This window comes from Nocardioides bruguierae (assembly GCF_023656415.1).
Lineage (GTDB): Bacteria > Actinomycetota > Actinomycetes > Propionibacteriales > Nocardioidaceae > Nocardioides > Nocardioides bruguierae.
In genome coordinates this window covers 432,862-459,192 of sequence record NZ_JAMOIL010000001.1, presented here as the reverse complement: position 1 = coordinate 459,192, position 26,331 = coordinate 432,862, and the positions used below count along the sequence as shown (strand labels likewise).

Annotated in this window: 23 protein-coding genes; 16 read left to right on the top strand and 7 right to left on the bottom strand. The window is 75.0% G+C overall.

Features of this window, described 5'->3' with window-relative positions; genetic code table 11:
• Nucleotides 1-8: 8 nt before the first annotated feature.
• Entirely contained in the window at nucleotides 9-1,277 is a 1,269-nt protein-coding gene (locus M8330_RS02230) for a multidrug effflux MFS transporter (protein ID WP_250826001.1), read from the bottom strand.
• A 91-nt stretch (nucleotides 1,278-1,368) separates the two neighbouring features.
• On the opposite strand from M8330_RS02230, the gene M8330_RS02225 reads away from it, so the two are divergent.
• Nucleotides 1,369-1,866: a MarR family winged helix-turn-helix transcriptional regulator gene (locus M8330_RS02225; RefSeq protein ID WP_250826000.1), complete on the top strand. Its 498-nt coding sequence runs from the start codon at nucleotides 1,369-1,371 to the stop codon at nucleotides 1,864-1,866.
• A gap of 36 nt (nucleotides 1,867-1,902) precedes the next feature.
• Here M8330_RS02225 and M8330_RS02220 read toward each other — a convergent pair whose 3' ends face one another.
• The 3 genes from M8330_RS02220 to M8330_RS02210 all read right to left on the bottom strand — a co-directional run bounded on the left by M8330_RS02220 (nucleotide 1,903) and on the right by M8330_RS02210 (nucleotide 5,866).
• Complete coding sequence (locus tag M8330_RS02220; protein ID WP_250825999.1) at nucleotides 1,903-3,186, bottom strand: competence/damage-inducible protein A; 1,284 nt, start codon at nucleotides 3,184-3,186, stop codon at nucleotides 1,903-1,905.
• A 67-nt stretch (nucleotides 3,187-3,253) separates the two neighbouring features.
• Nucleotides 3,254-4,474 carry a methyl-accepting chemotaxis protein gene (locus tag M8330_RS02215; RefSeq protein WP_250825998.1) on the bottom strand — a complete coding sequence of 407 codons (1,221 nt, stop codon included), beginning with the start codon at nucleotides 4,472-4,474 and terminating at the stop codon, nucleotides 3,254-3,256.
• Nucleotides 4,475-4,699: 225 nt separating this feature from the next.
• A complete protein-coding gene (locus M8330_RS02210) occupies nucleotides 4,700-5,866 on the bottom strand; it encodes a pyridoxal phosphate-dependent aminotransferase (RefSeq protein ID WP_250825997.1) in 1,167 nt (388 codons plus the stop codon).
• 178 nt (nucleotides 5,867-6,044) lie between these two features.
• Between M8330_RS02210 and M8330_RS02205 the strand changes: the two genes are divergently transcribed.
• The 3 genes from M8330_RS02205 (at nucleotide 6,045) to M8330_RS02195 (ending at nucleotide 9,476) form a co-directional block, all read left to right on the top strand.
• Nucleotides 6,045-6,479: a Fur family transcriptional regulator gene (locus M8330_RS02205; protein ID WP_250054618.1), complete on the top strand. Its 435-nt coding sequence runs from the start codon at nucleotides 6,045-6,047 to the stop codon at nucleotides 6,477-6,479.
• Nucleotides 6,480-6,541: 62 nt separating this feature from the next.
• On the top strand, nucleotides 6,542-8,782 hold the full coding sequence (gene katG / locus M8330_RS02200; RefSeq protein ID WP_250825996.1) for a catalase/peroxidase HPI: 2,241 nt from the start codon (nucleotides 6,542-6,544) through the stop codon (nucleotides 8,780-8,782).
• 127 nt (nucleotides 8,783-8,909) lie between these two features.
• A complete protein-coding gene (locus tag M8330_RS02195; protein WP_250825995.1) occupies nucleotides 8,910-9,476 on the top strand; it encodes a hypothetical protein in 567 nt (188 codons plus the stop codon).
• On the opposite strand, the gene M8330_RS02190 is transcribed toward M8330_RS02195, so the two are convergent.
• Nucleotides 9,457-10,410 carry a LysR family transcriptional regulator gene (locus M8330_RS02190; protein ID WP_250825994.1) on the bottom strand — a complete coding sequence of 318 codons (954 nt, stop codon included), beginning with the start codon at nucleotides 10,408-10,410 and terminating at the stop codon, nucleotides 9,457-9,459. The genes M8330_RS02195 and M8330_RS02190 overlap by 20 nt on opposite strands.
• Nucleotides 10,411-10,483: 73 nt before the next feature.
• Here M8330_RS02190 and M8330_RS02185 point away from each other — a divergent pair, with 73 nt between their 5' ends.
• The 5 genes from M8330_RS02185 (at nucleotide 10,484) to M8330_RS02165 (ending at nucleotide 18,276) form a co-directional block, all read left to right on the top strand.
• Entirely contained in the window at nucleotides 10,484-12,541 is a 2,058-nt protein-coding gene (locus tag M8330_RS02185) for an oxidoreductase (protein WP_250825993.1), read from the top strand.
• A gap of 16 nt (nucleotides 12,542-12,557) precedes the next feature.
• Nucleotides 12,558-13,841 carry an aromatic ring-hydroxylating oxygenase subunit alpha gene (locus M8330_RS02180; RefSeq protein ID WP_250825992.1) on the top strand — a complete coding sequence of 428 codons (1,284 nt, stop codon included), beginning with the start codon at nucleotides 12,558-12,560 and terminating at the stop codon, nucleotides 13,839-13,841.
• Entirely contained in the window at nucleotides 13,838-15,040 is a 1,203-nt protein-coding gene (locus M8330_RS02175) for an FAD-binding oxidoreductase (protein WP_250825991.1), read from the top strand. Before M8330_RS02180 ends, M8330_RS02175 begins: the two co-directional genes overlap by 4 nt.
• Before the next feature lie 38 nt (nucleotides 15,041-15,078).
• Nucleotides 15,079-16,428, top strand: coding sequence for an NAD(P)/FAD-dependent oxidoreductase (locus tag M8330_RS02170; RefSeq protein WP_250825990.1), 1,350 nt, complete (start codon nucleotides 15,079-15,081; stop codon nucleotides 16,426-16,428).
• A 294-nt stretch (nucleotides 16,429-16,722) separates the two neighbouring features.
• On the top strand, nucleotides 16,723-18,276 hold the full coding sequence (locus M8330_RS02165) for a DEAD/DEAH box helicase (RefSeq protein WP_250825989.1): 1,554 nt from the start codon (nucleotides 16,723-16,725) through the stop codon (nucleotides 18,274-18,276).
• An 85-nt stretch (nucleotides 18,277-18,361) separates the two neighbouring features.
• On the opposite strand, the gene M8330_RS02160 is transcribed toward M8330_RS02165, so the two are convergent.
• On the bottom strand, nucleotides 18,362-18,670 hold the full coding sequence (locus tag M8330_RS02160) for a hypothetical protein (protein ID WP_250054609.1): 309 nt from the start codon (nucleotides 18,668-18,670) through the stop codon (nucleotides 18,362-18,364).
• Nucleotides 18,671-18,736: 66 nt separating this feature from the next.
• Here M8330_RS02160 and M8330_RS02155 point away from each other — a divergent pair, with 66 nt between their 5' ends.
• From M8330_RS02155 to M8330_RS02135, 5 genes are all read left to right on the top strand, one after another.
• Complete coding sequence (locus M8330_RS02155) at nucleotides 18,737-19,831, top strand: zinc-binding dehydrogenase (protein WP_250825988.1); 1,095 nt, start codon at nucleotides 18,737-18,739, stop codon at nucleotides 19,829-19,831.
• A 94-nt stretch (nucleotides 19,832-19,925) separates the two neighbouring features.
• On the top strand, nucleotides 19,926-20,585 hold the full coding sequence (locus M8330_RS02150) for a SatD family protein (RefSeq protein ID WP_250825987.1): 660 nt from the start codon (nucleotides 19,926-19,928) through the stop codon (nucleotides 20,583-20,585).
• The gene (locus tag M8330_RS02145) at nucleotides 20,582-21,355 is read left to right on the top strand and encodes a hypothetical protein (protein ID WP_250825986.1); all 774 of its coding nucleotides are present in this window, start codon (nucleotides 20,582-20,584) and stop codon (nucleotides 21,353-21,355) included. Before M8330_RS02150 ends, M8330_RS02145 begins: the two co-directional genes overlap by 4 nt.
• A 465-nt stretch (nucleotides 21,356-21,820) precedes the next feature.
• Nucleotides 21,821-22,960 carry a glycerol dehydrogenase gene (locus tag M8330_RS02140; RefSeq protein WP_250825985.1) on the top strand — a complete coding sequence of 380 codons (1,140 nt, stop codon included), beginning with the start codon at nucleotides 21,821-21,823 and terminating at the stop codon, nucleotides 22,958-22,960.
• 144 nt (nucleotides 22,961-23,104) lie between these two features.
• Nucleotides 23,105-24,028 (top strand): aldo/keto reductase, encoded by a 924-nt coding sequence (locus tag M8330_RS02135; protein WP_284704163.1) that lies wholly within the window; start codon nucleotides 23,105-23,107, stop codon nucleotides 24,026-24,028.
• A 72-nt stretch (nucleotides 24,029-24,100) separates the two neighbouring features.
• On the opposite strand, the gene M8330_RS02130 is transcribed toward M8330_RS02135, so the two are convergent.
• On the bottom strand, nucleotides 24,101-24,388 hold the full coding sequence (locus tag M8330_RS02130; protein WP_250825983.1) for a DUF1330 domain-containing protein: 288 nt from the start codon (nucleotides 24,386-24,388) through the stop codon (nucleotides 24,101-24,103).
• 71 nt (nucleotides 24,389-24,459) lie between these two features.
• Here M8330_RS02130 and M8330_RS02125 point away from each other — a divergent pair, with 71 nt between their 5' ends.
• Together M8330_RS02125 and M8330_RS02120 are read left to right on the top strand one after the other, a co-directional pair.
• A complete protein-coding gene (locus M8330_RS02125; protein WP_250825982.1) occupies nucleotides 24,460-25,287 on the top strand; it encodes a spermidine synthase in 828 nt (275 codons plus the stop codon).
• Nucleotides 25,288-25,375: 88 nt separating this feature from the next.
• Nucleotides 25,376-26,248: an NAD(P)-dependent oxidoreductase gene (locus tag M8330_RS02120; protein ID WP_250825981.1), complete on the top strand. Its 873-nt coding sequence runs from the start codon at nucleotides 25,376-25,378 to the stop codon at nucleotides 26,246-26,248.
• Nucleotides 26,249-26,331: the final 83 nt, after the last annotated feature.

Below are 26,331 nucleotides of genomic sequence, written 5' to 3'. Positions count from 1 at the left end.
GGCCCCGCTCAGTCGTCCAGGGGAGCCCGGCCCGCCAGTGCCAGGGCCAGCACCGCGGCCACGGCACAGGCGGCCATCACGACGGCCTGGCCGATCGCACCGTCGCCCAGGCCGGAGAGCACCGACACGACGCCGCCCAGGCCGAACTGGAGCGCGCCGAGCACGGCCGAGGCGCTGCCGCGGGCGTGCGGCACGGCCGACATCGCGAGCGCGGTGCCGTTGCCCATCACCAGGCCGAGGCTGCCCACCGCCACGAAGATGGGCAGGGCGAACCAGCCCGCCGGCACGTCGGCCAGCACCAGGGCGAGCAGCACCAGGCAGGCCACCAGGACGAGGGTCAGGCCGACGGTGAGGAGCCGCCGCACCGGGTGCACGGCGACCAGGCGCGCGGAGATCGCGCTGACCACGACGAGCGCGAGGGCGTTCACGCCGAAGACCAGGCCGTAGGCGGCCTCGGAGAGACCCATCTGGTCCTGGTAGAGGAACGGCGAGGCCGAGATGTAGGTCATCATCACCGAGAAGCCGAGCGCGAAGGCGAGCGTGTACCCCACGAAGCGTCGGCTCGCCAGGGCCCGCCAGGCGCTCGGCCGGTCGGCCGCAGCCGCCCGCTCGGCCGCCCGCTGCTCGGCCGGGAAGGACTCGGGGACGAACGCCAGCACGGTCACGAGCATCAGCACGGTGAGGGCCAGCACGATGCCCAGCAGCCCGCGCCAGCCCAGCGGTCCGGCCAGCAGACCGCCGACCGAGGGCCCCAGCACGGGGGCCACGCCGCCCACGATCATCATCAGGCTCAGGGCCTGCGCGGCGACCCGGCCGCGGGTGAGGTCGGTGATCACGGCGCGTCCGAGCACCATGCCCGCCGAGCCGGCGAGGCCCTGGACCAGCCGCGCGAGCGCCAGCACCCACAGCGTGGGCGCGGCGACGGCGACCACGCCGGCGGCGATGCACAGCACCACGCCCGCGAGCAGCGGACGACGGCGGCCCAGACGGTCGGAGAGGGGTCCGAAGACCAGCTGCCCGCCGGCGAGGCCGATCAGGAACATCGTCAGGGTCAGCTGCGCGCCGGTCTCGGTCGTGCCGAGGTCGGAGGCGAGCTGCGGGAACGACGGCAGGTAGAGGTCGGTCGAGAGCGGGGCCACCGCCGCCAGCAGGGCCAGCGTGAGCAGCAGCGGACGCGGCACCCCGCCGCGGTCCTCGGCGGCCAGGCCGCCGGTGCTGGCGACGCCGGCGCTGCTGACGTCGGTGCTGGGGTCTGTCCGGTGGACGTCGGTCGACACGGTGCTCCTCGGTGCAGGGTCGATGGCTGGTCAATGGTTATGCATGCATAATGATCCGCACGGGACCGACAGATGTCGAACGGGAGGCTCCATGACGTCGGACACAGCACCGCCGCCGGCCGGGGGAGGCGACGGCTGGGCCGCGCTGCCCGGCGGCGACCCGGACGCCGTCCGGCACGCCGACGTGGCCGACCACGTGGCCGCGATCGCCCGCGAGCTGCTGGGACGGCACTTCCCCCACGACGCCGTGCCCCTGACGGCCAACGAGGTCGCGGTGCTCCGCTTCGTCCACCGTCACCCGGGCGCGACCTCCGGGCAGGCCGCCGCCGCCACCGGCCTCCAGCGCAGCAACCTCTCCACCACGCTGCGCGCGCTGGAGCGGCAGGGGCTGATCGAGCGCACCCACGGGGAGGACGCGCGCACGGTGCGCCTGCACGCCACGGACCGGGCCGAGGCCAGCACGCGGGCGGTGCGACGGCAGTGGTCGGGGCTGGTGGCGCAGGCGCTCGCCGAGGCGGACGTCGCCGAGGAGGACCTGGCCACGACGCTGCGGGTGCTGGCCGCGCTGGAGGACGGTCTGCGGCCCTGACCCCCCCCGCTCGGCCCCGCGCTCGGCCCCGCGCGCTCAGCCCCGCAGCTGCGCCAGCAGTCGGTGCATGACGGCCTCGACGGTGCGCCTGCGCACGCGTCCCCGGTCGCCGTTCAGGTGCAGCTCGTCGGCCAGGACGACGTCGGCGCTGGTGAGGCAGACGTGGACCAGGCCCACCGGCTTGGCCGCCGTCCCGCCGCCCGGGCCGGCGACGCCCGTGATGCCGACGCCCCAGGTGGTGCCGAGCCTGGTGCGCACGCCGTCGGCCAGGGCCCGTGCCACCGGGGCGGAGACGGCACCGTGCTCGTCGAGCATCGCCTGGGGGACGCCGGCCTGGTCGCGCTTGACCTCGTTGGCGTAGACGACGAGGCCGCCGGTCAGGTAGTCCGAGGAGCCGGGGAGGTCGGCGAGCCGGGAGGCGAGCATGCCGGCGGTGCACGACTCGGCCGTGGCCACGGTGGCGCCGGCCTCGCGCAGCGCCTCGGCCAGGAGCAGGTCCAGGCTGCGGCCGTCCGGGCTGAACAGCGTGTCGGCGAATCGCGCGGCCAGGGCATCGGCCAGGGCCTGCCAGACCTCGGCGTCCTCGGGCGCGAAGCGCCCGACCACCTCCAGCTCGCCGACGTCGTCGATGCAGGTGGTCAGCTCGAGCGGGTCCAGGGCGGGGCCGAGGTCGCGCAGCGCGGCCGCCAGGTCGGACTCGGGGGTGCCGAACAGCCGCAGGTGCCGCTGCTCGAGCCCGGCACCCGCAGCCAGGACGCCGGCGACGACCGGCGAGGTCTCGGCGGCGGGCCACATCTGCCGCAGCTCGCTGGGCGGGCCCGGCAGCACCAGCACGGGCGCGTGACCGTCGCGGGTGGGCGGCACGACGAGGCCGGGGGCGGTGCCGACGGGCTCGAGCACCGTGGCGCCCTGCGGCACGTGCGCCTGCTTGGCGATGCCGGCCAGCGAGGCCGGGGTGTCGACGGGCCAGCCTCGGCGGGCGGCCACCGCCTCCACCCGGGCCCGCACGCGCTCGCGGAGCGCCGCGTCCAGGAGGAGGGGGCGGCCCTGGTGCTCGGCCACGACCGCAGCGGTGAGGTCGTCGGCCGTGGGCCCGAGGCCGCCGGTGGTGACGACGAGGGCGTGCCGCGGGGTGAGCCAGGCGAGGGCGTCCCGCAGGTCCTCGGCGCGGTCGCCGACGACGACCACGGTGCCGATCTCCACCCCGTGGCCCCGCAGCCGCTCGGCCAGCCAGCCGCCGTTGGCGTCGGCCACGCGACCGGTCAGCACCTCCGTCCCGGTCACGACGACGGCGGCGCGGGGACGGGGCTGCGTGCTCACCCGGTCAACGTAGTCCGGCCTCGGTGGCAGGGGGTCGGACGGCCTCGGTCTCGCGACCGGCGGCGGCTCAGGCCGCGGTCGCGATGCCCTCCAGGGTGGCCGCGCCGTCCGCGATGCCCTGGGCCTCCGCGGCGGTCGCGGCGACGGTGCCGGTGATCTGGGCGACCACGGCCGACTGCTCCTCGATCGCGGCGGCCAACGTGGCCACCTGGCGCTGGAGCTCGTCGATCTCCGAGCCGATGCGGCCGACGTGCGCGACGGCGTTGACCATGTCGCTCTCGACCTGGCCGATGGTCGAGCTGATCGACTCGGCGTTCTCCCCGGTCTGGCGGGCCAGCTCCTTGACCTCCCCGGCCACCACGGCGAAGCCGGCGCCGGCAGCGCCCGCCCGGGCGGCCTCGATGGTGGCGTTGAGCGCGAGCAGGTTCGTCTGGTCGGCGATCGTGGAGATGACGCTGGAGGCGGTGACCACGGCTCGGCTGGAGCCGGCGAGGGCATCCATGACCGCACCGGCCTCCCGGGCCATCCCGGCGACCTGGGTCCCGATAGCGCCGGTGGTCTGAGCGGTGCGGGAGAGCTCGGCGATGGCGGCGGAGAGCTCGCTGACGGACGAGGACGCCACCCCGGACTGGTCGGAGACGGTCGCGGCAGCGCGCGCCAGGGCCTCGGCCTGCGACCGGATGCGGGCCTGGAGCGCCTCCCGGCCCGCCAGCTCCTCGGCGACGGCCTGCTGGCGCTCCTGCGCGGCCCGCTCGTCGGCCGCCTGTGTCGCGAGCTGGGCCCGGAGCGCGTCCGCCTGCGCCTGCGCCGCCTGCTCGGCGGCGAGGTCGATCCGGTCGCGCAGCCAGTACAGGCAGCCGCCGACCGCCGCGACGACGGGCCACACGACGGCCACGTACGCGACGGGCTGCGCCTGCGCGGCGTCCTGCCAGGCGATGAGGCCGAGGACCCCGGCCTGCATGGCCAGGGTGGCGTAGAGCGAGGACTTCGGCAGGGACACGCCGACCCACAGGGCCAGGCAGACGCTGGCCACGGCCGCGCTGAGCGAGAGGTCCTCGACCACGAACGCCTGCACGACCTGGACGCCCACCACCTGGAACGGGATGGACAGCGGCAGCGCCGCCGGCACGCGCGACCACGGGACGGGCCGCAGGGCACCGCCCACGACCAGCTGGAGGACGCCGAACGCGATCATCGCGACGTTGCCGCCCGCGAGCAGGCCGCCCGCGATCGAGGCGAGCCCGTTGGCTCCCCACAGGACGGGGAGGAGGCGTCCGGTCAGGGACACGTCCCGTCGGGTCCGGCCGGAGGCGGTGGCAGTGGTGGGAGTCGTCACGGTGCCCCTGATCGGCAGGCCCGCCGCGCGCCTGAGGAGGGGGGGAGGGGGCGTCCGGGCGGTCTCGACGTGCGCTCGTCGCCGGGGCTCCTCGCTGCTCGACCACCGGGGGCGTGCGCTCGTCGCCGGGGCTCCTCGCTGCTGGACCACCGGGGCGGTGCCCTCGTCGCCCGCCGCTCAGGGCCGCGCGGGGACCCGGGCCAGCGCCCGGGCGACCGTGTCGCGGTCGCCGGCGCAGCAGGCCCGCACCCAGCCCTCGCCCAGGCTGCCGAACGTCGAGCCGGGAGCCACGGCCACGTGCTCGGTGCGCAGGAAGTCCTCGCACCACGCCGCCACGTCCCCGCCGCTGACGTGCGAGACGTCGATCCACAGGTAGAAGGCCCCGCCGGGCACGAGGTAGCGCACGCCCCGCGCGTCCAGCGCGGCACGGCCGGCGGCCAGGGTGCTCGCGTAGTGCGCCCGCGCGTCCTCGACCGCGTCCTGCGGCCCGGTCACGGCGGCGAGCGCCGCCACCTGCGCCGGGGCGTTCACGCACGAGACCGACGCCTCCTGGGCGGCCCGGAACCGCTCGTCCAGTCCCGGCGGCGTGACCAGGTAGCCGACGCGGGCACCGGTGAGCGCGTAGGTCTTGGAGAGCGAGAAGACCCCGAGGACGCGGCCGCCGCCGTCGGCGGGGGAGTCGAGGGCGGTGAGCGAGCAGAACTCGCCGCTCCAGTCGAGGTACTCGTAGACCTCGTCGCTGATCACCCACAGGTCGTGACGGCGGGCCAGGTCGAGCAGGGCCTGGAGCGTGGCCCGGTCGTAGGTCACCCCGAGCGGGTTCGAGGGGCTGTTGACCAGCAGCGCCCGCGTGCGAGGGGTCACGAGGGCCTCGAGGTCGGCGATATCGGGGACGAAGGCGCGCTCGGGGTGCAGCGGGTAGGCGACCGGCACGCCGCCGACGAGCCGGGCGGTCATCGGGAAGTTCGAGTAGCCCGGGTCCGGGACGAGGATCTCGTCGCCGGGGGAGAGCGCGAAGGCCATGGCCTGCTGCAGCGCCTGCATGCCGCCGGGCGTCACGTGCACCTGGTCGAGGCCCACGTCGGCAGCGTTGAAGTCGCGCAGCTTCGTCACCAGCGCCTCGCGCAGCGGGGTCAGCCCGCTGTTGGGGGTGTACTGCGTCGCGTCCTCGGTCCACGCGCGGGCCCCGGCGGCCAGCACGTGCGGTGCCACGGCCAGGGAGGGCTCGCCGACGCAGAGGTCCAGCACCTCCTGCCCCTGGGCCTCGAGCCCGCGGGCGAGGTCGTAGATGCGGCGGATGCCCGAGGCGGGCACGGAGGCGACGGTGGTGGACAGCTGCGGCACGGCACCAGGAAACGCCCGCGCCCCTCGCCTCGCCAGGACGGGGCGGGGTCGGCGCGCCGCGCGCGTGCCGGAGGTCACAGACCACGGGGCCGCCTGTCGAGGCGCGTGTGCGGAGCGAGCACATCGCCACGCCGAGATCAATCTTGACTCGTTCCAGAACATGCGGCAGGTTGCAGGCATGACCGAGACGACCGCCCCGGAGGCCCTGCTGCGCGGGGCCGGGCTGCGCGTCACGCGACCGCGGCTCGCGACCCTGCGCGCCCTGTCCGCGATGCCGCACGCCGAGACGGAGGCGGTCATCGCCGCCGTCAGGGCGGACCTGGGCGAGGTCTCGCACCAGGCCGTCTACGACGTGCTGCGTGCCCTCACCGAGGCCGGGCTGGTACGCCGCATCCAGCCCCAGGGCTCGGTGGCCCGGTACGAGACCCGCGCGGGGGACAACCACCACCACGTGGTGTGCCGCGGCTGCGGGTCCATCGCCGACGTCGACTGCGCCGTCGGGCACGCCCCGTGCCTGACCCCGCAGGCCGATCACGGCTTCGTCGTCGACGAGGCCGAGGTCGTGTACTGGGGCACCTGCCCCGACTGCGCCCGCGCCGCGGCCACGGCCTGAGCGCGCGCCCCTCTCCCTCTCGCGTCACCCCGCCCCACGGCACCCCACTGGAAGGACAGCGCATGACCACGGAGCCCACCCCCGGCAACGAGCACGGGCAGATCACCACGGACGAGCCGGTAGAGGCGCCCGGCGCGGCCGGCGGCTGCCCCGTCGCGCACGGCGACACGCTGCCCTCGCCGCTCACCGCGGACCCGAACAACACCTGGTGGCCGAACCGGCTGAACCTCAACATCCTGGCCAAGCACGCCCCGGCCAAGGACCCGATGGACGAGGGCTTCGACTACGCCGAGGCCTTCTCGGCGCTCGACCTGGCCGCCGTCAAGGCGGACGTCGTCGAGGTGCTCACCACCTCGCAGGCCTGGTGGCCGGCCGACTTCGGCCACTACGGCCCCCTGATGATCCGCATGGCCTGGCACTCCGCGGGCACCTACCGCGTGACCGACGGACGCGGCGGCGCCGGCGCCGGCCAGCAGCGCTTCGCCCCGCTCAACTCCTGGCCCGACAACGTGAGCCTGGACAAGGCTCGTCGTCTGCTGTGGCCCGTGAAGAAGAAGTACGGCAAGTCCATCTCGTGGGCCGACCTGCTGATCCTCGCCGGCAACGCCGCGCTCGAGGACATGGGCTTCACCACGTTCGGCTACGCCGGCGGCCGCGCCGACGTGTGGGAGCCCGACAACGACGTGTACTGGGGCTCGGAGACCGAGTGGCTGGGCACCGACAAGCGCTACACCGGCGACCGCCAGCTGGAGAAGCCGCTCGGCGCCACCACGATGGGGCTCATCTACGTCAACCCCGAGGGCCCCGAGGGCGTGCCGGACCCGCTGGCGGCCGCCCGCGACATCCGCGAGACCTTCGGTCGGATGGCGATGAACGACGAGGAGACCGTCGCGCTCATCGCCGGTGGCCACACCTTCGGCAAGACCCACGGCGCCCACGCCGACGACAAGATGGGCCCGGACCCGGAGGCCTCGCCGCTGGAGAACCAGGGCCTGGGCTGGAAGAACGGCTACGGCACCGGCAAGGGCGTCGACACCGTCACCTCCGGCCTCGAGGTCACCTGGACCACCACCCCGACCCAGTGGGGCAACGGCTTCTTCCACAACCTCTTCGGCTACGAGTGGGAGCTCACCAAGAGCCCCGCCGGTGCCCACCAGTGGGTGGCCAAGGACGCCGAGGACACCATCCCCGGTGCCCACGGCGAGCCGAACAAGAAGCCGACGATGCTCACCACCGACCTCTCGCTGCGCTTCGACCCGATCTACGAGCCGATCGCCCGCAGCTTCTACGAGGACCCGGCCAAGTTTGCCGACGCCTTCGCCCGCGCGTGGTTCAAGCTGACGCACCGCGACATGGGCCCGCTGGCGCGCTACCTCGGCCCCGAGGTGCCCGCCGAGACCCTGCTCTGGCAGGACGTGGTGCCTGCCGGCACCGCCCTGACCAAGTCCGAGGTCGTCAAGGTCAAGGCGGCGATCGCCGCCACCGGCCTGAGCATCCAGCAGCTGGTCACCACCGCGTGGGCCGCCGCCTCGTCCTTCCGCTCCTCCGACAAGCGCGGTGGCGCCAACGGTGGTCGCCTCCGCCTCGAGCCCCAGGTCACCTGGGAGGTCAACGAGCCCGAGAAGCTGCGCGGCGTCATCGCCACCCTCGAGGGCGTCGTCGAGACCGTCGCGGCCCAGGGCATCACCGTGTCCTTCGCCGACGTGGTCGTCCTCGGTGGCTCCGTGGGCGTCGAGCAGGCCGCCGCGGCGGCCGGCGTCGAGGTCACCGTCGACGTCACCACCGGTCGTGGCGACGCCACCCAGGAGCAGACGGACGTGGAGTCCTTCTCCTACCTCGAGCCCGCCGCCGACGGCTTCCGCAACTACGTGGGCAAGTCCGCCGAGCGTCCGGCCGAGTTCGAGCTGGTCGACCGCGCCAACCTGCTGGGCCTCTCCGCCCCGCAGATGACCGTCCTCCTCGGCGGCCTGCGCGCCATCGGCGCCACCTACCAGGGCACCGACGCCGGCGTCCTGACCGCCACCCCGGGCGCGCTGACCAACGACTTCTTCGCCCACCTGCTCGACCTGGGCAACACCTGGAAGCCGGTCGAGGGCGCCGAGGGCACCTACGAGTGCGTCTCCGACGCCACCGGCGAGAAGCTGTGGACCGGCACCCGTGCCGACCTGCTCTTCGGCTCCAACTCCGAGCTGCGCGCCGTCGCCGAGGTCTACGCGGCCGACGACGCCAAGGAGAAGCTCGTGCGGGACTTCGTCTCCGCCTGGACCCAGGTGATGGACGCGGACCGCTTCGACCTGGCCTGAGCCACGGCGAGCACCCCCCGGGGAGCTCGCGGAAGCACCTCGACGCCCGGTCGGACCCTCGCGGTCCGGCCGGGCGTCGGCGCATCCGGACTGTTGTCCCGGCGTCACGTCAGGCAGGCTCGGGGTCATGACCACCCTGCGAACCACCCGCCAGCGGTCCAGCCGTCACCCCGGCCTGCGCGCCGTCGCCGTCGCGGCGGTCCTGCCCACCGCCCTGCTCCTCGCCGGCTGCAGCGGCTCCGACGAGGAGGCCTCCGGTGACTCCTCGGCTGCCGCGGAGGAGAGCGCTGCGAGCGAGGACGGCGCCGGCTCCGGCGACTACTGCGCCGACCTGACCTCCACGCAGGAGGACCTCAGCGGCCTCTCCGGCGACGACCCCGCCAGCCTCGACCAGGCCTTCACCGCCTTCGACACCCTCGCGGCCGAGGCGCCCGACGAGGTCGCCGAGCAGTGGACCGTGCTCACCGACATGGCCGACCAGGTGCGCACGGCCCTCGACGAGAACGACCTCACGCTCGAGGACCTCAGCACCCTCAGCACCACCGGCCAGCTGCCCGAGGGCGTGACCCAGGAGCAGGTCATCGCCGTCGGCGAGGAGCTCTCCTCCCTCACCTCCGCGAAGGTCAGCGAGGCCGCCTCGGCCATCTCCGAGCACGCCCAGAGCGAGTGCGGCATCACCCTCGGCCAGGGCTGAGCACCTCGTCCATCCCCTCCGCCGACGCCTCGGAGATCTCGCTCGCCACGCGCTGCAGCTCGGTGAGCGCGAGCGCAATCTCCGGGCGGTCGGCGGTGCAACGGCGCACCGAGGTGCGCACGTGCCGCACCGGTGTCGCCGAGCCGCGCAGCGGCACGCGGCTCAGCCGCTCGTCGTGCGCGACCCGCGCCAGCCGCGGCACGAGCATCACGCCGAACCCGGCAGCGACGAGGGCGGCACCCGTCTCCCACTCCACGATCTCGTGCGCCTGGTCCGGGGTGAAGCCCGCCGCCGCGCAGGCCGTGCTCACCATGTGGTGGTAGGGCCGGCCGGGCCGGTCCATGATCCAGCGCTCCCGGGCGACCTCGGTGAGCGAGACCCACGACCGCGCGGCGAGCCGGTGGTCGCTGCGCACCAGCAGGTCGAGGCTGTCCTCCATGAGGGGCTGCTGCTCGAACCGGGGGTCGTTCGTCGGGGGCAGCAGGTCGGTGGTGACGACCACCGCGAGGTCGACCTGCTCGGCCAGGAGCATCTCGAAGCACACCTCCGGGTCCGCCTCCACGATCCGCACCACGGACCGGGGGAACGCCTCCTGCACCCGGGCCGCAGCGGCCGGCAGCAGGGCGGTGGCGGCCGTGGAGAAGCCCGCCAGCCGCAGCCGGCCCAGCCCGCCGCCCGGCCCGGACTGCACCTCGGCGCGGATGCGCTCCCAGTGCGCGAACAGGTCGTCCACCCGGGAGAGCAGGACGGCGGCCTCGCCGGTGAGCCGCACCCGGCGGCCGTCGGGCTCGAGCAGCCGCACGTCCAGGTCGCGGGCCAGCGTGCGCAGCTGGTGGGAGAGCGCCGAGGGCGTGTACCCGAGCTGCTGGGCCGCCGCGGTGACGGTGCCCCGCTCGGCGACGACCGCCAGGGCGCGCAGACGCGGATCGATCATGCGAAATGATTGCACGATCTCGTCCTTCTTTACGCGCTTTTCGTGCACGACCGGGTGAGCCGAGGATGGCCGCGTGCCGCACCTGGACCCGTTGCTCTCGCCGTACACGCTGGGCGGGCTGACCCTGCGCAACCGCGTCGTCAGCACCTCCCACGAGCCGGCCTACACCCAGGACGGGATGCCCAAGGACCGCTACCGCCTCTACCACCTGGAGAAGGCCCGCGGCGGCGTCGGCCTCACGATGATCGGCGGCTCCGCCGTCGTCTCGCCCGACAGCCCGCCCGCCTTCGGCAACATGCTGCTCTACACCGACGAGGTCGTGCCGTGGCTGCGCCGGCTGGCCGACGACGTGCACGAGGCCGGGGCCGCGGTCATGTGCCAGGTCACCCACCTCGGCCGCCGCACCAGCGCGATGTCGGGGGACTGGCTGCCCCTGGTCTACCCCTCGCGGCTGCGCGAGCGGCAGCACCGGAGCTTCCCCAAGGTCGCGGAGGCGTGGGACGTCGACCGCATCGTGCGCCACTACGCCGAGGCCGCCCAACGGTGCCAGGCGGCGGGCCTGGACGGCATCGAGATCGAGTCCTACAGCCACCTCTTCGACGCCTGGGCCTCGCCGGCCACCAACCACCGCGACGACGTCTTCGGTGGGGACCCCGAGGCCCGCCTCACGTTCGGTCTGCGGGTGCTCGAGGCGGTCCGCGCCGCCGTGGGCCCGGACTTCCTCGTCGGCCTGCGGATGGCCATGGACGAGGACCTCCCCGACGGCCTCGGCCTGGCCGACACGGTCGAGGTGCTCGCCCGCTACGCCGCCCACGGCGTCGACTTCCTCTCCGTCATCAAGGGCGGCCTCGACAGCGACAAGCGGCTGGCCGACACGATCCCGTCGATGGGCACGCCGGCCGCGCCGTTCCTGAAGTTCGCGGGGCAGGTACGGGCCGCGGTGAGCATGCCGGTCATGCACGCGGCGCGGGTCTCCGACGTGGCCACGGCCCGCTACGCCGTGCGGGAGGGCCTGCTCGACCTCGTCGGGCTCACCCGGCCGCAGCTGGCCGACCCGCACCTGGTGGCCAAGGTCGCCCGCGGCGAGGAGGACCGGGTGCGCCCCTGCGTCGGCGCCTCCTACTGCCTCGACGCCATCTACGAGTCCGGCGACGCCAAGTGCGTGCACAACGCCGCCACCGGCCGCGAGGCCATGATGCCGCAGGTCATCGCCCCCTCGCCGCTCGCGGCGGCCGGACGCCGGCGGCGCGCCGTGGTCGTCGGCGCCGGCCCCGCCGGCCTGGAGGCGGCACGAGTGCTGGGCGAGCGCGGCCACGACGTCGTCGTCCTGGAGGCGGCCGACCGCCCCGGCGGCCAGGTGCTGCTGGCGTCGTCCTCGCTGCGCCGGCGCGACCTGGTCGGCATCGTCGACTGGCGCGTGGCCGAGGCCAAGCACCACGGCGTCGACCTGCGCTGCGGGGTCTGGGCCGAGCCCGAGACGGTGCTCGCCGAGAACCCCGACCTCGTGCTCGTGGCCACCGGCGGGATGCCCGACCGAGGCGTCGCGGGCGCGGCGGAGGGCCTCGTCCTCGACACCTGGGACGTGCTCGGCGGGGCACCGGTGCGGCCGGGGGCGCGGGTGCTCGTCTACGACGACCACGGTGGCGAGCCCGCCCTGGACGCCGCCGAGCACCTCGCCCGCCTCGGCGCCCGCGTCGAGCTGGTCACCCCCGAGCGCACCGTCGGGATCGGCGTCGGCAGCATGAACAGCCCCGCCTACCTGCGGGCGTTCGCCGAGCACGGTGTCGAGCTCACCGTGGCCCGCCGCCTCGGCGCCGTCAGCCGCGGCGGCGGTGCTCTGCAGGTCGAGCTGACCAGCGACTACGCGCCCGGCTCGCCCCTGGTCCGCGAGGTCGACCACGTCGTCGTCGAGCACGGCACGGTGCCGAACGACGACCTCTACCACGCGCTCGTGCCCGGCTCCTCCAACCTCGGCGAGGTCGACCAGGACGCGCTGCTGGCCGTCCGGCCGCAGCAGGTTGTGCGCAACCCCGCCGGCACCTACCAGCTCTTCCGGCTCGGGGACGCCGTCGCGAGCCGCAACATCCACGCCGCCGTCTACGACGCGCTGCGTCTCTGCGTCACCGTCTGACCATCCAGGAGCCCGCGTGACCCTGATCGACCGCCCGCCGGCGCACGCCGACGCCCGCCCCGCCACGCAGCGGCTGCTGGAGGCCCTGGATGCGCGCCGGCCCGGCCACGCGCTGCCGGCCGCGCTCTACACCGACCCCGACCTGCACGAGCTGGACCTGCGGTTCATCTGGCAGCGGCAGTGGATCTTCGTCGGCTCGGTCGCCGAGGTGCCCGAGGCCGGGGACTACCTGACGGTCGACCTGGGGCCGTCCTCGGTGCTGGTGCTGCGCGACGACGACGAGCAGGTCCGGGCGTTCCGCAACGTCTGCCGCCACCGCGGCGCCCGGTTGGTCGAGCCCGGCCACGGCAGCGTCGGCAACCTGGTGTGCGGCTACCACCGCTGGACCTACGGCACCGACGGCGCGCTGCGCCACGCCCCGCAGCTGATGCCCGGCACCGACCCCGCCTGCCTGGGCCTGCGCACCGTCGCGCTCCGCGAGGTCGCCGGCCTGCTGTTCGTGTGCCTGGCCGCCGACCCGCCGGACGACCTCGACCGCGTCGCCGAGGTCGTCGATCCCTACCTCGCGCCGCACCGGCTCTCCTCCGCCAAGGTGGCCGCCCAGGTCGACCTCGTCGAGGACGGCAACTGGAAGCTCACCATGGAGAACAACCGGGAGTGCTACCACTGCGACGGGCACCCCGAGCTGCTCTGCTCGCTGTTCCCGACGTGGGGCCTGGCCGCGCACCAGGTGCCCGAGCGGCTGCGGGCCGACCACGAGCGCTACCTCCAGGCCGAGCGCGACCTCGTCGCCCGCTGCGAGGAGCTCGGCCTGCCGCACGCCCTGGTCGACGACCTCGTCCACCGCTCCGTCGGGTTCCGCGTGCAGCGCGAGCCGCTGGACGGGGCGGGGGAGTCCTTCAGCCCCGACGGCCGCGCGCTGGTGCGCCGGCTGCTGGGCGACCTGCCCGAGTTCCGGCTCGGGCGGCTCGGCCTGCACACCCAGCCCAACGCCTGGTTCCACCTCCAGGCCGACCACGCCATCACGTTCGCGGCCCTCCCGCTCTCGGTGGACAGGACGCTGGTGCGCACGACCTGGCTCGTCGACGCGGACGCCGAGGAGGGCGTCGACTACGACGTCGAGGAGCTCACCGCCACCTGGCGCGCCACCAACGCCCAGGATGCCGACTTCGTCGCCCTCACCCAGGCCGGGGTCGCCGACCCCGGCTACGAGCCCGGCCCCTACTCCGAGGCCGAGGGGCAGGTGGAGGCGTTCGTCTCCTGGTACGCCGACCGCATGCGCGAGGAGGTCGCCCGATGACCACGTTCCCGATCCTGCCCGGCCGCCCGGTGGCGACAGGACCGGGCACGAGCCCGGCACCCCTGGCGTCCAGGGCACCCCTGGCGACCCCGGCGCCTCCGGCGCCCCTGCTGAGCGTGGTGCCCGACCTGCCCGTGCCGCTCGGCGCGGGCCTGCTGCCGCTCGAGCAGCCGCTGGACCAGGAGCTCGTGGTGCGTGCCCGCGTGCCCGAGACCCCCGACACCGTCACCCTCGTCCTCGAGCCCACCCGCCCGGGCACGTTCTCCTTCGTGCCCGGCCAGTTCCTCACCCTCGTCGTGGACGTCGGCGGCGCGGTCGTCGAGCGCTGCTACACGATCGCCTCACCGCCGACCCGGCCGCACCTGCTCGCCATCACGGTCAAGCGCGTGCCGGGCGGCGAGCTCAGCGGGCACCTGCACGACCGGCTCGCCGTGGGCGACCGGGTGCTGGCCAGGGGCCCGCTCGGCCGGTTCAGCGTCACCGAGAGCCCCGCCTCGTCCTACCTGCTGCTCTCGGCGGGCAGCGGCATCACCCCCGCGCTCTCGACCGTGCGCGCCATGGCCGACCTGGCCGTCCTCGGCCCTGGTGGCACCGACGTGGTGCTGCTGCACTGCGTGCGGACCGCGCGGGACCTGCCGGCGCGGGCCGAGATGGAGGCGCTGGCCGCCGCCCACCCCGGGCTGCGGCTGGTGTGGCTGCTGCGCGAGCCGGGGGAGGACTCCCCGTACGTGGCCGCCGGTCGGTTCGGCCCCGCCGCGCTCGCCGCGCTGGTGCCCGACGTCGCCGAGCGCACCGTGCTCACCTGCGGACCCACCGGCTTCATGGCCGACGCCGAGGACGCGCTGGCCCTCGCGGGCGTGCCGGCCGAGCGACGGCTCGCGGAGAGCTTCTCGCTCTCCGCCCCGGACGCACCGCCCGTGACCACCGTGCCCGAGGGCGCGGCCCGGGTCCGCTTCGGCCGCAGTGGCCGCGAGGTCGCGTGCGGGCCGGGCAGCACCGTGCTCGACGCCGCCCGCGAGGCCGGGGTGCGCCTGCCGTCGTCCTGCGGGGCGGGCCTGTGCGGCAGCTGCAAGTCCACCCTCCTGGCCGGCCGCGTCGACATGCGCCACCAGGGCGGCATCCGCCCGCGCGAGATCGCCGCCGACCGCTTCCTGCCCTGCTGCTCCACCCCCGACGGCGACATCATCGTCGACGCCTGAGCGCTCCCCACCCCGAGCCGTACCGAGAGGACTCCCTCATGACCGACACCTCCACCACCTCGCCCCTGACCGCGGACGCCGTGGTGGTCGGCTCCGGCGTCATCGGCTCGGCCGTCGCCCTCGAGCTGGCCCGCGCCGGCCGCGACGTGCTGATCATCGACAAGGCCGCCGGCCCCGGCTTCGGCTCCTCGAGCGCGTCGAGCGCGGTGATCCGCTTCCTCTACTCCACCTACGACACGGTCGCCACGTCGTGGGAGGCCAAGTTCATGTGGGAGGCGTGGGCCGAGCACCTGGGGCTGGCCGACCTCCCCGAGGCCGAGCGCCCCGCGCTCTCCGCCTTCCACCGCACCGGCATGCTGCACCTCGACATCGCCGCCGTGCCGCACGAGCAGGGCGCCGACCTGCTGCGCGCCGTCGGCGTGCCCCACGAGCACCTGGACGCCGCCGCGCTGACCGCCCGGTTCGGGCACGTCGACACCGGCCGCTACTGGCCCAACAAGCCGATCAGCGACGACGCCTTCTGGGAGGACGCCACCGAGACCCTGGGCGCCCTGTGGACCCCGGACGCCGGCTACATGGACGACCCACGCCTGGCCGCCGACAACATGGCGTGGGCCGCCCGGCACCTGGGGGCGCGGACGATGTTCCGCACCCAGGTCGTCTCCGCCGAGCGCGTGGGGGAGACCTGGCGCCTCGGCCTGGCCGACGGCCGCACGGTCGAGGCGCCGGTCGTGGTCAACGCCGCCGGTCCGTGGTCCGGTGCCTTCAACGCGATGGCCGGCGTCGGCGCGGAGTTCACCGTGGGCGTGCGGCCGCTGCGCCAGGAGGTGCACCAGCTCAGCCGGCCCGCAGAGTGGGACGCCAGCGGCGCCGAGGGGGTCGCGCCGGGCGTCTTCGACATCGACCTCGGCACCTACATGCGGCCCGGCCCGGCCGGTGCCTGGGTCGTGGGCGGCACCGAGCCCGAGTGCGACCCCTTCGACTGGCTGGACGACCCCGACGCCGTCGACGACCACGTCACGACCGCCCGCTACGAGGCGCAGTCGACCCGCGCGGCCCGTCGCCTGCCCGACCTGCGCATCCCCAACCGGCCCTCCGGGGTCGTCGGCGTCTACGACGTGGCCGACGACTGGACGCCCATCTACGACCGCACCGACGCCCCCGGCTTCTACGTGGCCATGGGCACCAGCGGCAACCAGTTCAAGAACGCCCCGATCGCCGGTTGCTTCCTCGCCGCGATCATCGCGGCCGTCGAGGACGAGGGGGTCGACCACGACGCCACGCCGGTGACCTACGTCGGCGCGCACACGGGCCTGAAGATCGACCTCGGCTCCTTCTCCCGCAAGCGCGAGGTCAACGCGGCCAGCACCCGCACCGTCCTCGGCTGAGACGGGTCCGGCCACGGGCGAGCAGTGCGGTCCGCGGCCGGTGTGCCCCGGAGCACACGGTCGAGGATGCGCCGCGGTGGCCGGTCGACCCGTACGCTGGGGACATCAGCTCGTCTCCAGCTCCCGCCACGGGTTGATCGCACGTCGCAGCAGGCGCGGCCCTCGGGTCGCCTCCGCAGCCCCACCGCGACCCCCGTCCACCAGAACGCGGACGAGGACCTGCTCCGTGCCCACCGCCCCCCAGCCGGGGGATCGCGGTCGCCGGCGGGACGTCACCAGAGATTGCGACACCTCTTGTCAGTCCCTACTGCCGACGCCACCGTCGGCTTCGAGGGCCTCGGCCTGCCCGAGTCCCTGACCACCGTCCTCTCCGCGCGCGACATCACCAGCCCGACGCCGATCCAGGCCGCCACGCTGCCCGACTCCCTGGCCGGGCGCGACGTGCTCGGCTGCGGCCGCACCGGCTCCGGCAAGACCTTCGCGTTCCTGCTGCCCGTCGTGAACCGCCTCGCCGGCGGCCCGCGGGCCGGGTCGCGCACCCCGCGCGCCATGATCCTCGCGCCGACCCGTGAGCTGGCCAACCAGATCCTGGAGTCGCTCGAGCCGCTGGCCCAGGCCGCCGGCCTCACCACCCGCGTCGTCTTCGGCGGCGTCGGCCAGAACCCGCAGGTGCAGGCGCTGCGCAAGGGCGTCGACGTCCTCGTCGCCACGCCGGGTCGTCTCGAGGACCTCATCGGGCAGGGGCACTGCGACCTCTCCCGCGTCGAGGTCTCGGTGCTGGACGAGGCGGACCACATGTCCGACCTGGGCTTCCTGCCCGCCGTCCGCCGTCTGCTGCGCGCCACGCCGGGCAACGGCCAGCGCCTGCTGTTCTCGGCCACGCTGGACAAGGCCGTAGACGGCGTCGTCCGCGAGTTCCTCACCTCCCCGGTGACCCACCGCGCCGACCCGCCGGTCGCGCCGGTCTCGACCATGACGCACCACGTGCTGCACCTGGACCGCGACCAGCGACTGCCGGTGCTGGTCGACCTCACCAGCGCCCCCGGCCGCACCGTCGTCTTCACCCGCACCAAGCACGGCGCGAAGGCCCTGGCCCGCCAGCTGAACAAGAACGGCGTGCCCACCGTCGAGCTGCACGGCAACCTCGGCCAGAACGCCCGCGTGCGCAACCTGGACGCCTTCTCCGACGGCCGCGCGAGCACGCTGGTCGCCACGGACATCGCGGCGCGCGGCATCCACGTCGACGACGTCACCCTCGTGGTGCACGCCGACCCGCCGGCCGAGCACAAGGCCTACCTGCACCGCTCCGGCCGCACCGCCCGCGCCGGCGAGTCCGGCACCGTCGTCACCCTGATGACCTCCGAGCAGGTGCGCGACGTGCGCGACCTGACCCGGGCGGCCGGCATCAAGCCGACCACCACCAAGGTCGACGGCCCCAGCCACCCGGTGCTGCGCAGCCTGGCCCCGGGCGAGCGCACCCGCAGCGGCGCGCTCGACCTGACGCCGGCCGTCCCCCAGCAGGGCGGCCAGACGGGCTCCGGTGGCAACGGCAACGGCAACGGCAGCGGCAACGGCAACGGTCGTCGACGCCGCCGCGGCGCCGGCGGCTCGGGTGGCGCCGCGTCCGGTCAGCAGTCCGGGCGCCCCGCGGGCTCGGGCTCGGGCTCCGGGCGTCCGCGCCGCAGTGGCCAGGGCGGCCAGGGCGCTGCGTCCTCCGGCTCGGCCGGTGGCCGCGGTACCGCGCGCTCGAACGCTGCCCGCAGCGGCGGTCGCCCCGAGGGCAACCGCTCCGGTGCCTCGCGGCGCCGGTCGGGCGGCGGCAGCCGCTCGGGCGGTCAGCGCGGCTGACCGCTCCCGCACCCGTCACACGCCGGGTCGACCCCGAGAGATCGGGGTCGACCCGGCGTGCTCGCTTCCGGAGCGGCTGAGCGGCTCAGGCGCGTCGCGCGGGGCGGTCGCCGAGGCAGTGGGCCGCGGCCGCGGTGCCGGCCGTCACCACGCCGACCGACGGCCAGGCGCCGATCTTCTTGGCGAGCGGGTGGGAGCCGCCGAAGGCGCCCACGTACAGGGCGAGCAGCCCGGCCGCGCGGGCCGGGCCGACCCCCTTGCTCCACGAGACGGCGCTCGCGGCACCCGCGGCGCCGAGCACGAGGCCGCCGAGCTGGCGGTTGCCGGAGAACCGGGCGGTGGCGTAGCCGCCAACGAGGCCGGCGGAGACGAGGACGGAGGTGGGTGGACGCACGCCTCGAACCTAGCGCGGCCCGCGGAGCCCACCCGGTCGGTCCCGTCGTCCCCCTAGGCTCGTGCGATGCCCGCCACGCCCGACCAGTCCGCACGCGTCGTCCGGCCGCCGGCCCCCGAGGCCACCATGCTCGCGATGGTCACCACCGCCCACGGTGGCCCGGAGGTCGTGGAGGCCCGGCGCGTGCCGGTGCCGGTGCCGGGGCCGGGCGAGGTGCTGGTGCGCGTCGCGGCGGCGGGCTGCAACAACACAGACCTGTGGACCCGCGAGGGCACGTACGGGCCCGCCGACGACCCCTCGCGCCGCGGTGGCTGGCTCGGCCCGCTCGACTTCCCCCGCATCCAGGGCGGGGACGTGGCGGGCACCGTCTTCGCGCACGGCGAGGGCGTGACCTCGCCGCCGCTGGGGGCCCGCGTCCTGGTCGACCCGGCCCTGTACGACTCCGAGGAGCCCGACGCGCTGGTCGTCGACGTGCTCGGCAGCGAGCGCGACGGCGGCTTCGCCGAGCACGCGGTGGTGCCGGCGTCCTGCGCGCACGACGTGACGGGCTCGCCCCTGACCGACGTCGAGCTGGCGGCCCTGCCGATCGCCTACGGCACGGCCCTGGGGCTCCTGGCGCGCTCGGGGGCGGGGGAGGCGGACACCGTGCTGGTCACCGGTGCCTCCGGCGGCGTGGGCCTGGCCGCCGTGCAGCTGGCCTCGGCCCGCGGGTGCCGGGTGGTGGCGGTCTCCAGTGGTGCGAAGGCGGACGCGGTGCGCGCCGCCGGGGCGGACGTGGTGGTCGACCGGGGACGCGGCCGGGTGCTGGACGACGTGCGCGACGCCTGCCCCGAGGGGCTGGACGCGGCCCTGGACGTGGTGGCCGGCCCGGTGCTCTCCGGGGGCCTCGGGCTGCTGCGGCCCGGCGGACGGTGGGTGGTGGCCGGCTCGCTGGACGGTGCGCAGGTGAGCGTCGACGTCCGCTCCCTCTACCTCGCCAACCAGGCGCTCGTGGGCTCCACCATGCACTCCCCGGCGATCTTCGCCGAGCTGGTCGACCTCGCCCGGGCCGGCGAGGTCCGTCCCGTCATCGCGGTGACGCACGCGTTGGCCGACCTGCCGGCCGCGCACGCCGACCTCGCCGGCCGTGGACTCGTCGGCAAGATCGTCGTCGTGCCGTGACGCGGGTCCGCACTGCGGTGCTGCGCGATCGGCGCGGGATCGTGAGTTCAGTTCGACGCTTCACTTCTACCGAGTGAAGCCCTAGCCTTCACTCATGAGCGCCGTCTACACCGTGATCGGTGACCTGGTCGGGTCGCGCGATCTGCCCGATCGTGCCGCGGCGCAGAAGGCGGTGGGCGAGGTCCTCGCCGGCGTCTCGGCCATCGTACCCGGGGTGCAGCCCTTCGAGGCGACGGTCGGCGACGAGGTGCAGGGCGCCTTCGCGACGATCGGGGGCGCCACCCGGGCGGGGCTGCTCGCGCGCCTGGGCCTGCTGGCCCGCGGCGTCGACCTGCGGTGCGGGTACGGGCACGGCGAGGTGACGGTCCACGAGGCCGACCGTCGTCCGCTCCTCCAGGACGGGCCGGGGTGGTGGAGCGCGCGCGAGGCGGTCGACGTGCTCGGGCAGCCCCGCCGCAGCGGGCAGCGAAGCTGGTACGTCGGCCCGGACGCCGGGCGCGTGGTCGGCTACCTGCTGGTGCGCGACGCGCTCGTGGACCGGCTCACCGACCGGCACCGGGAGATGCTCGCGCTGGCCGTCGCCGGGCGCACGCAGGCGGAGGTCGCCGACGCGCTGGGCCTGTCTCGCTCGGCCGTCAGCCAGGCCTTCGCCCGGGGTGTCGGTGCCGTGCGTGAGGCTGTCCTCCTGCTCGACGCCGAGCCCGGCACCGTCGAGGGGATGGACGAGGGCGTGGACGTTGGGGAGGGCGCATGAGCCTGGTGCTGGTCGGCGTGTGGCTGGCGGCTCTCGGCACGGGGGACCTGGGCCGAGCCGGGGCCGACGTGGTCGGCCTGCGTCGCCGGCTGGTGTGCCTGGCGATGGCGGCCGTGGTGCTGCTGGTCGGCCTGCTCGTCGTCCGTCCCGACGGCGCGTGGGGGCCGGTGGTGGGGGTCCTGCTGCTGGGGGACGTGGCGGTGTGGCTCGGCGCCTCGGGGGTTGCGCTCGACCCCACGCGGACGGCACGGGCCCGCGCCGCGGCGCGCTGGCTGGCGTTCGGGTCGCTGCTCGGTGGGATGGTCGTCGCGGCCCTCGCGGTGCAGACCGTCGACCACCTGGTCACGTGGCCGGACTGGACGAGCCGGACGCTGGCCGCGCGCTGGCCGGCCCAGGACCTGGTGGTCGCGGGTGGGGCCGTGCTCGTCCAGCTGGCCACGGGCAACATCCTGGTCCGGCTGCTGCTCGACGCCGTCGGTGTGCCCGCGACCAGCAACGAGAAGCAGCTGAAGGGCGGCCGGGTGCTCGGGCCGATGGAGCGGGTGTTCATCATCGGTCTCGGCGGGGTCGGGCAGCTCACCGCGGCCGCCATCGTGGTGGCCGCCAAGGGACTGCTGAGGTTCCCCGAGCTCCAGCGTGCCCAGCTGCGTCCGCAGGATATCGCCCCCTCGCCCGGGGGCCCCAGTGACGTGACCGAGTACTTCCTGATCGGCAGCTTCGCCAGCTGGCTGCTCGCGCTGGGGGGCGTGGCGCTCGTGCACCTGGCCTGACGGTCGGCCCGAGGGTCCGACAGTCGGTCGGTCGGAAGGGCCGGGCGGCGAGTCGGGCCGGCGCGTGACCCCGGACGGGGACGCTCGTTGAGCGGGTCACCACGTCCACCTCGGAGCCCACTCCGCGCGTCGCGCCACCCGCGTCGACGGAGCCTCCACCGGGGTGCCCGAGAGGGGGGTCCCTGGACCCGGCGCCGGTGACACGCCGCCGACGCAGGGCGTCGGCGGTGTCGATGGGATACCGGGGCCGGCGAGCGGCCCGGGCGCCGAGCCCCCTGTGCGGCGTCCGGGCCGTGCCGTGCTGCCGCCGAGCGCTGTGAGATGTCAGACATCTGTCGCTTGATGTCGAGAGGTTGCATTCTGCAATCGGTCTCGGCGTGCCAGGCTGGAGGACGGCCCACCGGTGCGCCACCCCGACAGCGCCGCACGGGCCGTCCACCCGATCGCTCCCCTGGAGGAGGCCTCGTGCCCACCACCGTCCTGTCCAGCCCCGCCCACTACGTGCAGGGCAAGAACGTCATCGCCGAGCTCGGCACCCACCTGAAGAACCTCGGCAGCACCCCGCTGCTCGTCGCCGACGACATCGTCTGGGGCATCGTCGAGGACGCCCTCGGCAAGGGCTTCGCCGACGCCGGCCTCGCCGTCGTGCGGGTCGGCTTCGGTCGCTTCGCGACGCCCGGCGCGGTCGACGGGCTCGTCGAGACCATCACGTCCGGCGGCCACGACGTGATCGTCGGCGTCGGCGGCGGTTCCGCCATCGACGCCGCCAAGGCCGCGGGCCACCTCGCCGGCGTGCGCTGGGCCTCGGTGCCCACCGCCGCGTCCTCCGACGCCCCGACCTCCGCCCTCTCGGTGATCTACACCGAGGAGGGCGAGTTCATCGAGTACCGCTTCTTCCCGCACAACCCCGACCTGGTGCTCATCGACACCCAGCTCGTGGCCAACGCGCCGGTCGCCTTCCTCGTGGGCGGCATCGGCGACGCGCTGGCCACCTGGGTCGAGGCCCGCGCCACCGCGCGTGGCACCGGCTCGACGATGGCCGGCGGCCGCCCGACCCACGCCGGCACCGCGCTCGCCCAGCTCTCGTGGGACCTGCTGCACGAGAACGCGCTGGCCGCGCTCGACGCCGTCCGGGCCAAGGTCGTGACCCCCGCGCTCGAGGCCGTCGTCGAGGCCAACACCCTGCTCTCCGGCCTCGGCTTCGAGTCCGGTGGCCTCGCCGCCGCGCACGCCATCCACAACGGCCTCACCGCCGCGCCGCAGACCCACGGCCTCTCGCACGGCCAGAAGGTCAACTTCGGCACCACCACCCAGCTCGTGCTCGAGGGCGCGGACGCCGAGGAGCTCGCCGACTTCGTGGAGTTTTCCACCCGCGTCGGCCTGCCCAACACCCTCGCCGAGATCGGTCTGACCGCCGAGAACACCGCCGAGCTGCGCGCCGTGGCCGAGGCCGCCTGCGTCGAGGGCGAGACCATCCACAACATGCCGTTCCCGGTCACCCCCGAGGCGGTCGTGGACGCCATGCTCGCCACCGACCGGATCGCCACCCGCGTCCGCGTCGAGCGCAGCCTGCCCGCGCCGCAGATGCACCACGCCAAGCACTGAGCACCACCCCTGGTCGCGTGCGACCACTCACCCGGCCGGGCGGAACAATCCGCCTGGCCGGCGTGCTTTTGTCATGACATTGCACTGATCCCCATCAGCAGGAGGAACACCATCGTGGTCAGCCTCGGCTCCACCGGCATCGACATGCACCCGCTCGTCCTGGGCACCAACGTCTTCGGCTGGACGGCGGACACCGCCGCCTCCCACCAGGTCCTGGACGCCTTCGCCGACGGTGGCGGCACGCTCATCGACACCGCCGACGTCTACTCCGCCTGGGGCGAGGGCCACACCGGCGGCGAGTCCGAGACCGTCATCGGCGAGTGGTTCGCGCAGGGCAGCAACCGCGACAAGCTGCTCGTGGGCACCAAGGTCTCCCAGCACCCCGAGTTCCCGGGTCTCTCGGCCCCCAACGTGCGCAAGGCCATCGACGCCTCGCTGCAGCGGCTGCAGACCGACCACGTCGACCTGTACTGGGCCCACTTCGACGACGAGTCGACCCCGCTGGAGGAGACCGTCGCGGTCTTCGACGAGGTCGTGAAGTCCGGCAAGGCCCGCTTCGTCGCGGTCTCCAACTACTCCGCCGAGCGCGTGCAGCAGTGGATCGACATCGCCACCGCCGAGGGCTTCGACCTGCCCGTCGCGCTGCAGCCGCACTACAACCTGGTGACCCGCGAGCCCTTCGAGTCGACCCTCGCCCCCGTGGCGAAGGCCAACGGCCTCGGCGTCATGCCGTACTTCGCCCTGGCCTCCGGGTTCCTCACCGGCAAGTTCCGCACGCTGGAGGACGTCAAGGCCTCCGCCCGGGGCGCGATGACGCAGGGCTACTTCTCCACCGAGGGCCTGGCCGTCGTCGACGCGGCCGCCGAGATCGCCGCGGCCCACGACGTCAGCATCGCGACCGTCTCCCTGGCCTGGCTGGCCGCCCAGGAGACCGTCGCCGGCCCCATCGCCTCGGCCCGCACCACCGAGCAGCTGGGCGACCTGCTGGCCATCGGCGACCTGACGCTGAGTGCCGAGGAGATCGCCACGCTGGACGCCGTCTCCGCGCAGGTGCCCACCCAGTCCTGAGCCTCTCCGGACGCACGACGCTCTCTCCCGCAGCCCGCGGGGGAGGGCGTCGCCGTGTCAGGGGGCAGGTGCTCAGACGCCGGGCACGATCCTCATGTCGCGCACCGCGCCGTCGCCGAGGGCCTCGAGCGCCTCGGCGTAGGCGGGGGAGTCGTGCGCAGCCAGCGCGGTCTCCACGTCCGGGAAGAGGATCACGGTGGTGCGCTGCTCCAGGCCGGCCTCGTAGGTCTTGGCCGGCAGGCCGCGCGCCACAAAGGTGCCGCCGGACGCCTCCAGCGCCGGGGCGGCCAGTGCCGCGTACGCAGCGACCTTGTCGGGGTCGGAGATCTCTCGGTAGCAGCTCACCCAGTACGCACTCATGGAGCCATCCTGCCCGCCGGCCCCCAGGAGTCCGTCGTGGTGTCCGGCACCCGGCCCTCTAGCCTGCAGGCGTGGGACGCAGCAGCCGCAGGCAGCAGGACGACGACGGGCCGGCCGACCGGCCGGTGCTGCCCGAGCACCTCGAGGTGGTGGAGACCGACGGCGGGCTGCTGTTCCGGCGCGACGGACGGGACCAGTCCTTCGTCGACGTCACCGATCCGGCGCGCCTGCCGTTCGACTACGTCCGCCGGCTCGCCGACGCGCTGGACGTCCTGGCGCCGCCCGGCGAGCCCCTGCGCGTCGTGCACGTCGGGGGAGCGGGCCTGAGCCTGCCGCGCTACCTGGCCGCGACCCGCCCCGGCTCGCGACAGACGGTGCTCGAGCCCGACGAGGCGCTCACCGCGGCCGTCCGTGAGGTGGCGCCGCTGCCCGCACGCTCCGGCATCCGCGTCCGACCCGTCCTCGGCCGCCCCGGCCTGGAGGCGCTCGCCGCGGGCGAGCAGCGCGAGGGTGCGGACGTCGTCGTCCTGGACGCCTTCGACGACGGGCGCGTCCCCGCGGACCTGGCGAGCGGACCGGGCCTGCGCGCGCTGGCCGCCGTCCTCGCCCCGCACGGCACCGCGCTGCTCAACGTCGCCGACGAGGCGCCCTTCGCACTGGCCCGCGACGTGCTGGCGGCGGTGCGCGAGCACCTGCCGCAGGTCTGCGTCAGCGCCGAGCCGGCCACACTGCGCGGTCGGCGCCCCGGGAACCTGGTCGTCGTCGCCTCGCGCGCGCCCGTGCCCGTGCGCGCGCTGGAGGAACGTGCGCGACGTGGCGGCGCCCCGTACCGGGTGCTGGACGCGGCCGCCGTCTCGGACACCCTCGGGGGTGGCAGCCCTCGGCCCGACCCGGCCTAGGTTGAAGGGGACAACCACTGTCGGACCCCGACGGTGTGCCATCCCGAGGAGGCCGTCCGTCGGTCTCGCCAGACCTGGAGGTCGAACCGTGACCGAGAGCACCACCGCCACCCCCGCCCCTGTCGTCGCCGTGCTGGGCACCGGCATCATGGGCGCCGGCATGGCGCGCAACATCGCCGGTGCCGGCCTGGAGGTGCGGGTGTGGAACCGCAGCCGCGAGAAGGCCGAGCCCCTCGCCGACGTCGCCACGGTCGCCGAGTCCGCGGCCGAGGCCGTGGCCGGCGCCGACGTGGTGGTCTCGATGCTCTTCGACCGCGAGGCCACCGCCACGGTCGTCCGGGGCATCGGTGACGGCTTCGCCGACGGCGCGGTCTGGGTCCAGTGCTCCACCGTGGGCGTCGAGGGCGCCGCCGCGCTGGCCGAGGTCGCCTCCGAGGTAGGCGTGACCTACGTCGACGCGCCCGTCCTGGGCACCCGCAAGCCCGCGGAGGACGGCACCCTGGTGATGCTCGCCTCGGGCCCCGACGAGGCGCGAGACGCCGTGGCGCCGGTCTTCGACGCGATCTCCTCGCGCGTCATGTGGGTCGGCCCGGCCGGGGACGGGCAGAAGGTGAAGCTCACGGCCAACGCGTGGGTCCTCACCGTGGTCGAGGGCATCGCCGAGTCGCTGACGCTGGCCCGCGACCTGGGCATCGACCCCGCGCTCTTCCTCGAGGCCGTGAGCGGCGGCGCCATGGACGCCCCCTACGTGCAGCTGAAGGGCAAGGCCATGCTCGCCGAGCAGCACGCCCCGTCCTTCGCGCTCTCGGGCGGTTTGAAGGACGCCGGCCTCATCCTCGAGGCCGCGCACGGTGCCGGGGTCGACCTCGGGATCATGCCCGCCGTCCGGGAGCACCTGGCCCGGGCCGTGGACGCCGGGCACGGCGACCTCGACCTCTCCGCGACGTACCTGGAGCACTGAGTCCACCCGGGGCCCACCCGGGGCCCACCCGGGGCCCCACCCGGGGCACGGCGTCACCCGTGGTCGGCCCGGGTGTGCGGCAG